The 12,935-nt window shown below is 72.1% G+C and carries 12 protein-coding genes; 5 read left to right on the top strand and 7 right to left on the bottom strand.

Annotation, left to right across the window (positions count from 1 at the left end; translation table 11 throughout):
• The first annotated feature begins 52 nt into the window (after window positions 1–52).
• Complete coding sequence (locus B9B60_RS14640) at window positions 53–991, top strand: SAM-dependent methyltransferase (RefSeq protein WP_143445602.1); 939 nt, start codon at window positions 53–55, stop codon at window positions 989–991.
• Here B9B60_RS14640 and B9B60_RS14645 read toward each other — a convergent pair.
• Window positions 944–2,218 carry an SGNH/GDSL hydrolase family protein gene (locus tag B9B60_RS14645; RefSeq protein WP_143445603.1) on the bottom strand — a complete coding sequence of 425 codons (1,275 nt, stop codon included), beginning with the start codon at window positions 2,216–2,218 and terminating at the stop codon, window positions 944–946. The genes B9B60_RS14640 and B9B60_RS14645 overlap by 48 nt on opposite strands.
• Window positions 2,219–2,280: 62 nt before the next feature.
• Between B9B60_RS14645 and B9B60_RS14650 the strand changes: the two genes are divergently transcribed.
• The 4 genes from B9B60_RS14650 to B9B60_RS14665 all read left to right on the top strand — a co-directional run bounded on the left by B9B60_RS14650 (window position 2,281) and on the right by B9B60_RS14665 (window position 7,112).
• Window positions 2,281–3,462, top strand: a complete 1,182-nt coding sequence (locus tag B9B60_RS14650; RefSeq protein ID WP_084452536.1) for an NADH-quinone oxidoreductase subunit D — start codon at window positions 2,281–2,283, stop codon at window positions 3,460–3,462.
• Between the two features lie 156 nt (window positions 3,463–3,618).
• Window positions 3,619–4,527, top strand: a complete 909-nt coding sequence (locus B9B60_RS14655) for a DUF6801 domain-containing protein (protein ID WP_143445604.1) — start codon at window positions 3,619–3,621, stop codon at window positions 4,525–4,527.
• A 230-nt stretch (window positions 4,528–4,757) separates the two neighbouring features.
• On the top strand, window positions 4,758–6,164 hold the full coding sequence (locus B9B60_RS17235) for a hypothetical protein (protein WP_159451222.1): 1,407 nt from the start codon (window positions 4,758–4,760) through the stop codon (window positions 6,162–6,164).
• Window positions 6,165–6,320: 156 nt separating this feature from the next.
• Complete coding sequence (locus B9B60_RS14665) at window positions 6,321–7,112, top strand: class F sortase (protein ID WP_159451223.1); 792 nt, start codon at window positions 6,321–6,323, stop codon at window positions 7,110–7,112.
• On the opposite strand, the gene B9B60_RS14670 is transcribed toward B9B60_RS14665, so the two are convergent.
• The 6 genes from B9B60_RS14670 to hpt form a co-directional block, all read right to left on the bottom strand.
• Entirely contained in the window at window positions 7,105–7,578 is a 474-nt protein-coding gene (locus B9B60_RS14670; RefSeq protein WP_084452542.1) for a DUF3180 domain-containing protein, read from the bottom strand. The two genes, B9B60_RS14665 and B9B60_RS14670, sit on opposite strands and share 8 nt — an antisense overlap.
• Window positions 7,578–8,432 (bottom strand): 2-amino-4-hydroxy-6-hydroxymethyldihydropteridine diphosphokinase, encoded by an 855-nt coding sequence (folK, locus tag B9B60_RS14675; RefSeq protein ID WP_084452544.1) that lies wholly within the window; start codon window positions 8,430–8,432, stop codon window positions 7,578–7,580. Before folK ends, B9B60_RS14670 begins: the two co-directional genes overlap by 1 nt.
• Window positions 8,429–9,373 (bottom strand): dihydropteroate synthase, encoded by a 945-nt coding sequence (folP, locus tag B9B60_RS14680; RefSeq protein WP_234993888.1) that lies wholly within the window; start codon window positions 9,371–9,373, stop codon window positions 8,429–8,431. Before folP ends, folK begins: the two co-directional genes overlap by 4 nt.
• Window positions 9,370–9,945, bottom strand: coding sequence for a GTP cyclohydrolase I FolE (gene folE / locus B9B60_RS14685; protein WP_084452546.1), 576 nt, complete (start codon window positions 9,943–9,945; stop codon window positions 9,370–9,372). Before folE ends, folP begins: the two co-directional genes overlap by 4 nt.
• Before the next feature lie 3 nt (window positions 9,946–9,948).
• Window positions 9,949–12,093 (bottom strand): ATP-dependent zinc metalloprotease FtsH, encoded by a 2,145-nt coding sequence (gene ftsH / locus B9B60_RS14690; protein ID WP_072625459.1) that lies wholly within the window; start codon window positions 12,091–12,093, stop codon window positions 9,949–9,951.
• Window positions 12,094–12,363: 270 nt separating this feature from the next.
• Window positions 12,364–12,915 carry a hypoxanthine phosphoribosyltransferase gene (hpt, locus tag B9B60_RS14695; protein ID WP_084452548.1) on the bottom strand — a complete coding sequence of 184 codons (552 nt, stop codon included), beginning with the start codon at window positions 12,913–12,915 and terminating at the stop codon, window positions 12,364–12,366.
• Between the last annotated feature and the right edge of the window lie 20 nt (window positions 12,916–12,935).

The raw sequence follows: 12,935 nt of genomic DNA on the forward strand, positions 1-12,935 counted from the left end.
CGACGCTACCCGCGGACCCATCCCCCCTTCGCCCTTGCCTAGGGTCGTGCGGGTGGAGCGGACGTGGGAGCAGGCATGGCACGAGGCCCTGTACGGCGAAGGGGGGTTCTACCGGCGGCCGGAGGGACCGGCCGGCCACTTCGCGACGTCGGCGCAGGGCGGAGCCGCCGAGCTGCTCGCCGGCGCCCTGCTCGAGCTGGCCCGAAGGGAGTCGCTCACCACGATCGTCGACGTCGCCTGCGGTCGCGGCGAGCTGCTCGAAGCCCTTGCCGCACAGGCCGATCCGGCCATCCGCCTCGTGGGCACCGATGTCGTGGACCGTCCGGCCGGCCTGGCCCAGCGCGTCGAGTGGGTCCGCTCCCCCGGCGGCCGCCACCTGCCGGACCTCGGTGACCTCGGCGAGGCCCTCGTCCTCGCCCACGAGTGGCTCGACGTCGTCCCCTGCCCGGTGGCCGAGGTTGATGACGACGGCACGCTGCGCGAGGTGCATGTCGGGCCGGACGGCACCGAGCGCCTCGGGCAGCCGCTCGCCGGCGCCGACCTCGAGTGGGCCGACGCGTGGTGGCCCGGGCCCCGCGACCCCGGTGACCGCGTCGAGGTGGGCCACCCGCGGGACGCCGCCTTCGCCGGGCTCGTCGAGCGAGTGCGCTCCGGCCTCGTCGTCGCAGTCGACTACGGGCACACCCGCGACGACCGACCGCCTGCCGGCTCGCTCGTCGGCTACGCCGACGGCGCGGTCTGCGCGCCCGTGCCGGACGGTCGGTGCGACCTGACCGCCCACGTGGCGATGGACTCCCTTCGCCCCGACCGGCTGCTCACCCAGCGGGAGGCGCTGCGCGAGCTGGGGCTCGACGGCGCCCGGCCACCGCTCGACCTGGCCCGCAGCGACCCGGCCGGCTACCTGGCAGCACTCTCCCGCGCGTCGCAGGCGAGCGCGCTGACGTCAGGGGGTCCCGGAGGGTTCCTGTGGGCGCTGCGACGGGTCGGGTGACGTGTCGCTCGTCGCCGCGGACGACGGCGAGGTCGGCGTCCCGTCCGGCGGCGGGGTGAGCACGTCGGCGAGGGCCTCGGCCATGAGCGGCTGCGCCCGCGCCGAGGGGTGCAGCCCGTCGAGGAAGTAGCTCGACTCCGGGTCGGCCGCCGGCAGCACCGGCGAGAGGTCGATGAAGCTCACGCCCTCGTGCCGGGTGCGTCCCCGCATCGCCGACAGGTAGTTACCCCAGTCGGCCTGACCGGCCACCGGGTCCGGCGGGAACCACCCGACGACGAGGATCGGCCCCTCGTAGCCCATCGCGCGGCTCTGCCGGATGATCCCGTCGAGGCTCTCGCCGAACTGCCTCGCGGAGTGCCCGGCCCGCTGGTCGTTGAACCCGAGCGGCACGAGAAGCAGGTCGGGGTCCAGCGACAGCGCGTCGCGCAGGTAGGCCGGGGTCTGCGCGACCGTCGAGGCCCGCACGCCGGCCCGCGACGAGTCGAGCACGTGCACGCACCGGTCGCGGTCGCCGCGATAGGGCATGAGGTCGGTGATGACGGCCCGACGCCCCGTGCGGCGCGGCTGGTCATTGACGACGGTGACCGTGTGCGTGCCCGGACCGAGGTCGCCCGAGGACCAGGTACGTCGCTCGGCTCCCCCGTCGGCGTCGCTCGGCACGGCGAGACCCTCGAGCGGGATCTCGCCGTCGATGCGCACCTGGAAGGGCCCACCGCTGAAGCGGGTGCGGTAGCCGATGTCCACCGACTCCGCCTCGACCCGCCACGAGACGCTCGCGCCCGGCTCGAGCCCGACGCCCCGGCCGCCGGGGCCCAGCGTCGGGGTCAGGGTCGCGCGGCCCCGCACCACGGGGTCGGGCAGCGTGCCGGCGCGATAGGTCGCGGGCACGAGCGAGGTGGTCCCGTGCCAGCCGCCCGGGCCGGTCGGGCAGTCCGCGGTGCCCGAGCGCTGGCGCAGCTTCGCCTGGAGCCGATCGACCCAGCGACGCTCGAGATCGGTGCTCATGCCAGCGCCCTCGCTCACGGAGTCGCCGAGGACCACGATGTCGGCCGCGTCGTCACCGTCTCCCTTGACCGCCTCGAACCACGGGTCGAGCACCGCCGTGCCCTCGACCGCGGCCGTCCCCTCGGCGCGGTAGGGCGCCTCGTCGGTGCAGGCGCCGAGGGTCGCCGCAGCGAGCGCGAGGACGGTCAGCCCCGCGCCCAGGCGTCGCGCTCGTCGGGACATCGGCACCCGCCCATGGTGCCAAAACCGCACGGCATCACCGCACCTGACGCATACTGGCGGGCATGACGAGCACCCCGGGCACCTCCGGCACCCGGACCCTCGACGTCGGGGTCGGCGACGGGTCGCTCGGCAGTGCCGACATGGTGCTCAACATCGGCCCCCAGCACCCGGCCACCCACGGGGTGCTGCGGCTGCGGGTCGCCCTCGACGGCGAGCGCATCATCTCCGCCGACCCGGTCGTCGGCTACATGCACCGCGGCGCCGAAAAGCTCTTCGAGGTGCGCGACTACCGCCAGATCACCGTCCTGGCCAACCGGCACGACTGGCTCTCCGCCTTCGGCAACGAGCTCGGCGTCGTCCTCGGCGTCGAGGCGATGCTCGGCATGGAGGTCCCCGAGCGCGCGACGTGGACCCGGACCCTCCTCGCCGAGCTCAACCGCGTGCTCAACCACCTGATGTTCCTCGGCTCCTACCCGCTCGAGCTCGGGGCGATGACCCCGATCTTCTACTCCTTCCGCGAGCGCGAGGAGATCCAGGCGGTCATGGAGGAGATCTCCGGCGGCCGGATGCACTTCATGTTCAACCGCGTCGGCGGCCTCAAGGAGGACCTGCCCGCCGGGTGGCTCGACCGCGTCACCGCCGCCGTCGCGGCGGTCCGCGCGCGCATGCCGCAGCTCGAGGCGATGCTCGTCGGCAACGAGATCCTCGAGGCCCGCACCCGCGGGATCGGGGTGCTCCCCCCTTCGCTCGCCGAGGCCTACGGGGTCTCCGGGCCGATCGCCCGGGCCAGCGGCGTCGACCTCGACCTGAGACGCGACGCCCCCTACCTCGCCTACGGCGAGCTCTTCGGCGGCGGCGGGCCCGGCCGGGTCGTCACGCGGACCGCCGGCGACTCGCTCGCCCGACTCGAGGTCCTGCTCGAGCAGACGCACGTCAGCCTCGACCTGGCCGACGCCTGCGTCGAGCGACTCCGGTCCCTGCCGCGCGGCCCGATCAACCAGCGCCTGCCCAAGGTGCTCAAGGTGCCCGAGGGCGAGCGCTACACCGCCACCGAAAATCCGTTGGGCCTCAACGGCTACCACCTCGTCTCCCGCGGGGAGAAGACGCCGTGGCGGCTCAAGCTGCGCTCGGCCTCCTTCAACAACGTCCAGGTGCTCGCCGAGTTGCTCCCGGGCTGCCTCGTCGCCGACATGGTCTCGGTGCTCGGCTCGATGTTCTTCGTCGTCGGCGACGTCGACAAGTAGCCCCGCCGCGGGCGATGCGGCGCCGTCCGCGCCCGGAACGTGACCCCACCCACACCCCTCCCCACTCCGGTGGCACCCTTTGCTACCCGCGGGTAGGTTGCCGGGACGACCGCGCCCCCGGTCTCGGGGGCGTGACCACCGAAGATGGGGAACTCCATGACCAACTTCACCACCCGCGCCTCCGCGGGCGCCGCCCTCGTCACCGGGCTCGGCCTGATGGGGGTCGCCACCGCGGCGCCCGCCTCGGCGGAGGTCACCGGCAGCCTCGAGTACACCTGCGAGGAGGTCGGGCAGAACATCCAGTTCACCGACCCGTGGACCGTCGACCTGACCCTCGACGTGCCGGAGGCCGTCGAGCAGGGCGAGACGATCCCGGCCGGCGCCGTCACCGCGACCGTCACCCCCGGCGCCGACGCAACGGAGACGATGCAGGGCCTGGGCGTGACCTCCCTCGAGGGCACGGCCGAGACGACCTACACCTTCGGCGAAGGGGGGACCGCCCGCGACGTGGCCCTCACCGTCCCGAAGACGGACGTGCCCGCCACCGGCACCGTCTCGGTGGACGCCACCGGCGAGAGCACGGAGGAGACCGCCCCGGCCGAGGACGTCAACGTCCCGATCACGGCCGGCGACTTCACCGCCCAGCTCGAGAACCAGGACGGCTTCATCTTCCAGATCGAGTGCACCGCTCCCGAGGACGCGACGGTCGGCACCGTCGCCGTCGGCGACGCGGAGCCGCCCGCCGAGGAGCCCGAGGAGCCGGCCGAGCCGGAGGAGCCGAGCGACCCGCCGGCCGAGCCGGAGGAGCCGAGCGACCCGCCGGCCGACGACACCGAGGAGCCGCCCGCCGACGACACCGGCTCCGGTGACGACGCCGGCGACGACGCGGGCGCCGGGTCCGGCGACGCCGGTGAGCCCGAGGTGCCCGGTGTGGTGCAGACCGACGGCGTCACCGCCGGGTCGGCACTGACGAGCCCCACGGCCATCGCTCTCGGCGGGCTCCTGCTCGCCGGTGCCGGCGCCTCGACCGTGGTCGTCGCGCGCCGCAAGGCCGCGCAGCACTGACCGCGCTCCACGCGTCTGACGCAGCGCCCCGGGGAGGCTCCCCGGGGCGCTTCGCCGTCGTCCGAGGACCTCGACTCCGCCCCTCGCGCCCGCCTTTCTGGCCGCCCCTGCCCTGTGACCGGTCGGTGATACGTGGCTGGGAAAGGGTTGTGAGGGCTCTCAGCGGCCGGTAAGTTTCGGCGGGAAGGTGCCTCGCACCGGGGGCATCACGACTAGGGGAGAGAACTCACATGGCCAAGCGCCTCACCGCCCGCCTGTCCGCGGGTGCCGCACTCGTCACGGGACTGGGGTTGGCCGGCATCGCCGTCAGCGTCCCGGCCAATGCCGACGTCACAGGGGAGCTCGCATACAGCTGCGCAGTCTCGGACCTGGGGATCCAGTTCGAGGACCCGTGGAAGGTCGCCTTCACCCTCGGCGTCGACGAGACCTACGAGCAGGGAGCCGCTGTCACGGCGCCAAGCATCACGGCCGAAGTTACCCCGGGTGCCGATGCGCACGAGCGCATGCGCAGCCTCAACATCAAGTCCCTGGAGGGCACCGCCGACGCCAAGTACGCCTTCGGCGACACCGAGCGCAACTCCACGTTGAGTGTCGCCAAGGTTGACGTGCCGACCACGGGTGACGTCACGGTCGTCGCCACCGGCGCAGGTGCTGACGAGGTCGCCCCCATGGAGGACACCGAGCTCGACATCACCGCCGGCGACTTCACCGCGGCGCTCACGACCGACACAGGCTTCGTCCTCAATCTCGCGTGCACCGCTCCCGCTGACGCAACCGTCGGCACGATCACCGTCGGCGACGCCACCTCCGAGCCCACCACCTCCGAGCCCACCACCTCCGAGCCGACGACCTCGGAGCCGACGACCTCGGAGCCGACGACCTCCGAGCCCACCACCTCGGAGCCGACGACCTCCGAGCCGACCACGACGTCCGAGCCGACCTCGACCTCCACCACGACGTCCGAGCCGACCTCGACGACCACGTCCGAGCCGACCTCGACGACCACGTCCGAGCCGTCCGCCACCTCCACGACGTCGGCGCCCTCGTCCACCTCGTCCTCCACGACGGCGGCCCCCGAGGTCAACGACTGGTTCATCGAGCCCGACAGCCTCCCGATCACCGAGGACGGCAAGAGCTTCACGGTCGAGGGCACCGCTGACCAGGACGGCGTGATCAGCGTCCTCCTGCTCGACGGCGACAAGAACGTCCTGCGCACCATCGAGTGGAATGTCTCCGAGGGGTCCAACACCCGCGACTTCCCCTTCGCCGAGGGCACTGACTACGTCCGCCTCGTCTCCGAGGACTGCATCGACGCCAACGGCAACGACGGCTCGGTCGCCGGCGGCTGCAATGTCGAGTACTACGCCCCGTGGGTCAACCCCGACGACAACGGCGGCTCCACCACGAGCCCCGGTGACGACAAGGGCGACGGCAAGGGCAACAACGACGGCAAGGGTGACGACAACGGCTCAAAGGGTCCCGAGACCCCGGGCGTCGTCCAGACCGACGGCTTCCAGCGAGTCCAGGAGCCGGCCGGCACCAACAGCGCCGCGTTCCTCCTCGGTGGGGCCCTCCTCGCCGGCGCCGGCGCCGGCACGCTCGTCCTGGCGCGTCGCCGCCAGAGCGCCCAGCACTGAGGCACCATCACTGACCTGAGTCAGTGACAGACGGCACGGGCCGTCGGGTCGGGATCCACTTCCCACCCGGCGGCCCGTACCGTTGTCCCCAGGGGGAACTCCGTGTGCCCCCCGGACGTTGACCTCGACAGCCGACACATGACATGGGAGGACCGTGTGACGACTCCGCCGACGCGACGACAGAAGTGGCGCGAACGCAAGCAGTACCGGCGCACGACGTGGCTCATCGCCGCCGCCGTGGCGCTCTTCATCGGGGGTGGCGCAGCCGCTGGTGCCTGGTGGACGCAACGCGACGACGATCCGTCCGCGCTGCCGGTCGGCACCTATGTCCCGCCGAGCGAGATCACCGAGCCCTCACGCCAGCCGGAGAGCTCGTCCTCGACGAGCCAGCGCTCGAGCTCCTCGTCCTCCTCGTCGAGCCCCTCCGCCGCAGCACAGCGCAGCGACGCCTCACCCTCGAGCGAGCAGGGCTCTGTGGAGGCGCCGGCCGGCAGCCCCACACGCGTGCAGGTTCGCTCCGGCGGTCGCGACATCGTCGACGCCAGCCTCGAGGCGACGCTGCTCGACTCCGAAAAGGTGCTGGCTCCCCCCTTCGGCACCGCGGGCTGGTACGCCGAGCCGGGCTGGCCCAAACCGGGCTATCAGGGCGCGAGCATCCTCGTCGGCCACATCAACCACGGCAGCAACCCCGACGTCTTCTGGAACCTGCCCCGAGTCAAGATCGGCGACGTCGTCACCGTCACCTACGGGTCGGGTCGGACCGTGAAGTTCAAGATCACCAAGTCGGAGCCCGCCTCGAAGAAGGGCGTGCCGCAGGACGACTCGATCTGGGACTGGGACAACCCCAACCCTGTGCTGCGCCTGATCACCTGTGACCCGGAGACCCCGATCAACCAGGGCCACTACGAGGGCAACTGGGTGGTGTGGGCCGACCAGATGGTCAGCTGAGCGAAGAGCCCTCCGACTCCTCGTCGTCATCGTCGTCGACGCGACACCACCACTGCACGACCATGCCGGCTGCGAGGAGGGCGATCGCCCCGAGGCCCGCCACCGACCAGGCCAGCGCGAGCTCACCGCGCCCCGCATAGCCGATGTCCGGTGCCAGGGCGAGGGCCTGACCGAGGTAGAGACCGGCGACGACGGCGCCCGTGATGGCGCTGGCCTGGGCCAGCCGCAGGATCCGCTCGGCGACGATCGGGCCGACGTGGGCGCGACCGTGGCGCATCCGCCACATGCGGCGCCCCGTCACGACGACGACGGCGGCCATGCCGAGCAGCAGCACACCGGTGAACCACCCGACCCGCAGCGGGGAGTGGCCACCGGAGATCCACCAGCGGCCGAAGCCCCAGCTGAGGACGCCGGCGACCGCGAGGACCCCCAGGACGGTCGGCAGGCGCAGTCCGCGATCGAGCATCACAGGTCCTCGATGTCGTCGGTGTCGACCTCGGCGAGCAGGTCGGCGACCCGACGGGTCGCGCCGCCGACGCGCAGGACAGCCTCCGGGTCGACGCGCGACCACGGCTGCAGGACGAAGCCCCGCTCGTGCGCGCGCGGGTGCGGCAGGGTCAGCTCGGGAGCATCGCTCACGACGTCGCTGCCGTCGCGGGGGTCGCCGTACTGCACGAGGTCGAGGTCGAGCGTGCGCGCGCCCCACCGGACCTCGCGGACCCGCCCGTGCCGGGCCTCGACGGCATGGAGTCGCGCGAGCAGCTTGCCCGGCGACAACGACGTCGTGGCGACGAGCACGGAGTTGGTGTAGCGCGGCTGGTCCGGGCCCCCGACCGGCTCCGTCGTGACGAAGGGAGCCCGCCGCACCCCGTGCACGGCGTCGCCGAGGTCGTCGACGGCGGCCTGCAGGGTGCGGGCGGCGTCGCCGAGGTTGGCGCCCAGGGCGATGACGACCGGCACCTCGCGACGACGGTGGACGCTCACGCTGACGTCCCCGAAGGGCACTCCGACCGGCGCGGACGGCTTGTGGACGGTGACGTCGACGGCCCGCACGACCGGGCGTGCGAGCGCGTCACCGGCGATCTGCTCGGCCAGGGACTCGATGAGGTCGAGCGAGGGACCCTCGATCCGGGCGACGACGTCGGCACCGACCTCGGCGTAGCTGACCGTGCGGTCGAGGTCATCACTGGCGCCGGCCGGCGCGAGGTCGAGGTGGAGCACGACGTCGACCACGAAGTCCTGCCCGTCGCGCTTCTCGTCAGGCAGGACGCCGTGGAAGCCGCGGGCGCGCACTCCGAGCAGGCTGATCCGGTCCCTCACTGGTCGCTCCCTGAGGTGCGAGGCCGCCCGCGGCCGAGCCCATCCCCTTCGCTCCCTGAGGTGCGAGGCCGCCCGCGGCCGAGCCTCGAAGGGACCTCACCCAGAGCAGCCGCGACGTCGATCGCGTCGACCGTCGCGGTGACGTCGTGGACCCGCACGCACCACACCCCGGCGCGGGCGGCACGGGCGCTCGTGGCGGCGGTGACGACGGCACGGGCGTCGAGGGGGCGTTCGTCGCCCTCGGCCCGCCCGACCTTGCCGAGGAATCCCTTGCGCGAGGTGCCGAGCAGCACCGGCAGCCCGAGGTCGACGACCCGCTCGAGCCCGGCGAGGAGCGCCCAGTTGTGCTCGGCCGTCTTGGCGAAGCCGATCCCGGGGTCGAGGACGAGCTGCCCGCGCTGCGCCCCCGCGGCGAGCAGCACGTCGACCCGCTCGAGGAGCTCGGCGCACACCTCGGCGACGACGTCGTCGTAGTGCGCCCGCGTCTGCATGTCGTGGGCGTGCCCGCGCCAGTGCATGACGACGAAGGGAGCCCCGCTCTCGGCGACGAGGGCCGGCATCTGGGGGTCGGCCAGTCCGCCGCTCACGTCGTTGATGATCGCGCCACCGACGGCGAGGGCCTCCCGGGCCACCTCGGCACGCATCGTGTCGACGGAGACGACGACACCCTCGGCGGCCAGGGCCTCGACGACCGGCACCACGCGGCGCAGCTCCTCGTCGAGGGAGGGGCGGGTCGCGCCGGGGCGGGTGGACTCACCACCGACGTCGACGACGAGCGCCCCCTCGGCGACGAGTGCCCGGGCGTGGGCCAGGGCCGCATCGGTCTCGATCCACCGGCCGCCGTCGCTGAAGGAGTCGGGCGTGACGTTGACGACGCCCATGACGACCGGGCCCGGCCGGTCAGCGGCCGCCGCGAGGTGCGCGAGGACCGGGTGGGTCACCGGGCGGCCCCGGTGAGCAGAGCCATCGCCTCGGCGCGGGTCGTCGCGTCGCGCAGCTGGCCGCGCACGGCGGAGGTGATGGTCGTCGCGCCGGGCTTGCGCACCCCACGCATCGACATGCACAGGTGCTCGGCCTCGACGACGACGATGACGCCACCGACGTCGAGGTGCTCGACGAGTGCGTCGGCGACCTGCGTGGTGAGTCGCTCCTGCACCTGGGGCCGCTTGGCGAAGAGGTCGACGAGACGCGCGATCTTCGACAGGCCGGTCACCTTGCCGCTGCTGCCGGGCAGGTAGCCCACGTGGGCGACGCCGTGGAAGGGCACGAGATGGTGCTCGCAGGTCGAGTACAGCGGGATGTCACGGACGATCACGAGCTCGCCGTGGTCGATGTCGAAGGTCGTCGCGAGCAGCTCGGCGGGGTCCACGTGCAGCCCGGAGAAGACCTCGGCGTAGGCGCGCGCCACCCGACCCGGGGTGTCGACGAGACCGTCGCGGTCGGGGTCCTCTCCCACCGCGAGCAGGATCTCGCGGACGGCTGCCTCGATGCGCGGCAGGTCGACGTCGGTCATGGCTCAGGCGGGCCCGTCGCCGTCCGCGCGGTCGGCCGGCGGCGCCTGACGGATCTCGGTCGTCGGGTCCTCGGCATAGGGGCTCGCGCCCTCCTGGGCCGCCCGGTCGATCGCGTCGGTCACCCGAGCGTCACCCTGGCTCGCCTCACCGTGCGCTGCCTCGCGCTCGACGCTCGAGGGCACCGTCACCGGGGCGCCCTGCTCGGCCTCGCGCTTGCGCACGGCCTCCTGCTCCGCGGGGGTGAGCACCGGCGGGATCGTCGAGATCGTGCGGTGCTCGCTGCTCAGCCACGTCGGGCGGACCGGGCGCTTGCGCACGTCGGCGAAGATCTCGGCGAGCTCCTTGGCGTTGAGCGTCTCGTGCTCGAGCAGCTCGAGGACGAGGCGGTCGAGGATGTCGCGGTTGTCGTTGAGCGCGTGCCAGGCCTCGTCGTGGGCGTCCTCGATGAAGCGGCGCACCTCCTCGTCGACGATGGCGGCGATGTTCTCGGAGTAGTCGCGCTGGTGGCCCATGTCGCGGCCGAGGAAGACCTCGCCCTGGGACTGGCCGAGCTTGACCGCGCCGATGCGCTCGCTCATGCCGAACTCGGTGACCATCTTGCGGGCCATCGACGTCGCCTTCTCGATGTCGTTGGACGCACCGGTCGACGGGTCGTGGAAGATGATCTCCTCCGCGACGCGGCCACCGAGGGCGTAGGCGAGCTGGTCGAGGATCTCGTTGCGGGTCGTCGAGTACTTGTCGTCGACGGGCAGCACCATCGTGTAGCCGAGGGCCCGGCCACGCGGCAGGATCGTGATCTTGGTGACCGGGTCGGTGTGGTTCATCGCCGCGGCGACGAGCGCGTGCCCGCCCTCGTGGTAGGCGGTGATCTTGCGCTCCTGCGCGCTCATGATCCGGGTGCGCTTCTGCGGGCCGGCGATGACCCGGTCGATGGCCTCGTCGAGGATCGCGTCGTCGATGAACTGCTTGTCCGAGCGCGCGGTGAGCAGCGCCGCCTCGTTGAGCACGTTGGCCAGGTCGGCACCGGTCATGCCCGGGGTACGGCGGGCGACGGCGAGCAGGTCGACACCGGGAGCCATCGGCTTGCCGGCGGCGTGCACCTCGAGGATGCGGTGCCGGCCGAGCATGTCGGGATTCTCGACGGCGATCTGGCGGTCGAAGCGGCCCGGGCGCAGCAGCGCCGGGTCGAGGATGTCGGGGCGGTTGGTCGCCGCGATGAGGATGACATTGGTCTTGACGTCGAAGCCGTCCATCTCGACGAGCAGCTGGTTGAGCGTCTGCTCGCGCTCGTCGTGACCACCGCCGAGACCGGCGCCACGGTGACGACCGACGGCGTCGATCTCGTCGACGAAGATGATCGCCGGCTGGTTGGCCTTGGCCTGCTCGAAGAGGTCGCGCACCCGGCTGGCACCGACACCGACGAACATCTCGACGAAGTCCGAGCCGGAGATCGAGTAGAAGGGCACGCCCGCCTCGCCGGCCACGGCGCGCGCGAGCAGCGTCTTACCGGTACCGGGCTGGCCGTAGAGCAGCACGCCCTTGGGGATCTTGGCGCCGACGGCGAGGAACTTGCCGGAGTCGCGCAGGAACTCGACGATCTCGTGCAGCTCCTCGACCGCCTCGTCGGCACCGGCGACGTCGGCGAAGGTCACCTTGGGGGTGTCCTTGGTCGCGAGCTTGGCCTTGGACTTGCCGAACTGCATGACCTTGGAGCCGCCGCCCTGGGCCTGGCTGATGATGAACCAGAAGAGGGCGACGAGCAGCAGGAGCGGCAGGAGCGAGAGCAGCAGGCTCGACCACACGCTCGGGGTCTCGACGGTGTCGTTCTGCACGCCGTCGACGTTGTCCTCGACGATGTCGAGCATGTGCGAGGCGCGGGCGTCGATGAACTCGGTCTCGACCTTGTCGGCGTCCTTGACCGCCTCGCCGTCGGAGTAGGTCTCGCCCTCCTTGAGGTCGAGCTGCAGCAGGTTGTCGGTCGTGAAGTGGGCCTTGTCCACCTTGCCGTCGGTGACGAGCTTTTCGGCGGCGGAGGTGTCCACCCGCGCGTAGTCCCCGCCACCACGGGTGGTGAACATCAGGACGAAGACTGCGATGAGCAGCAGCGCCCAGAAGGCGGGGGCACGGAAGATCTTCTTGGCGTTCATACGGGTACGGGGGCTTCCCGGACTTCCTGACTCGACGACGTGGCGGCCACCGGCAGGGCCGGGGCAATCAGGACGAAACTACCTGACCGCCGCCCACCAGCGGCTATCTGGCCAACGACCACCCATCCCCCGGTGTTCCCGGCCCCTCCCGGTGGTCGAGCTTCGAGGAGCGCAGCGACGCATCGGTGGTCGAGCTGCGAGGAGCGCAGCGACACATCGGTGGTCGAGGTGCGAGGAGCGCAGCGACGAGCCTCGAGACCCCGCGCCCCGCTACGAGTAGACGTGCGGCGCGAGCGTCGCGACGTCGCGCAGGTTGCGGTAGCCCTCGGCGAAGTCGAGGCCGTAGCCGACGACGAACTCGTTGGCGATGTCGAAGCCGACCCAGCGGGTGTCGATCTCGACCTTGGCGGCGTCGGGCTTGCGCAGCAGGGTGAGGATCTCGACGGAGGCCGGCGAGCGGGACTCGAGGTTGGCGCGGATCCACGACAGCGTCAGGCCGGAGTCGATGATGTCCTCGACGATGAGCACGTGCTTGTCGGTGATGTCGGCGTCGAGGTCCTTGAGGATGCGCACGACGCCCGAGGACTTGGTGCCGGAGCCGTAGGAGCTGACCGCCATCCAGTCCATCGGGGCGGAGCCGGGCAGGTGGCGCATGAAGTCGGCCATGACCATGACCGCGCCCTTGAGCACGCCGACGAGGAGCACGTCCTTGTCCTGGTAGTACTCCCACACCTCGGCGGCGAGCTTGCCGAGTCGGGTCTGGATCTGCTCTTCGGTGAGGAGCACCTCGACGAGGTCGTCCTGGATGTCCTTGGAGTCCACAGCTCTCCTTGCTCGGGTCG

Origin of the sequence: Janibacter indicus (genome assembly GCF_900176385.1) — a bacterium.
Taxonomy (GTDB): domain Bacteria; phylum Actinomycetota; class Actinomycetes; order Actinomycetales; family Dermatophilaceae; genus Janibacter; species Janibacter indicus.

Bases quoted from the DNA above. Each gene is read 5' to 3' on its own strand.
- B9B60_RS17235 (WP_159451222.1), top strand. From the start codon at position 4,758: ATGGCCAAGCGCCTCACCGCCCGCCTGTCCGCGGGTGCCGCACTCGTC.
- B9B60_RS14655 (WP_143445604.1), top strand. From the start codon at position 3,619: ATGACCAACTTCACCACCCGCGCCTCCGCGGGCGCCGCCCTCGTCACC.
- B9B60_RS14645 (WP_143445603.1), bottom strand. From the start codon at position 2,218: ATGTCCCGACGAGCGCGACGCCTGGGCGCGGGGCTGACCGTCCTCGCG.
- folE (WP_084452546.1), bottom strand. From the start codon at position 9,945: ATGACCGACGTCGACCTGCCGCGCATCGAGGCAGCCGTCCGCGAGATC.
- B9B60_RS14670 (WP_084452542.1), bottom strand. From the start codon at position 7,578: ATGCTCGATCGCGGACTGCGCCTGCCGACCGTCCTGGGGGTCCTCGCG.
- ftsH (WP_072625459.1), bottom strand. From the start codon at position 12,093: ATGAACGCCAAGAAGATCTTCCGTGCCCCCGCCTTCTGGGCGCTGCTG.
- B9B60_RS14650 (WP_084452536.1), top strand. From the start codon at position 2,281: ATGACGAGCACCCCGGGCACCTCCGGCACCCGGACCCTCGACGTCGGG.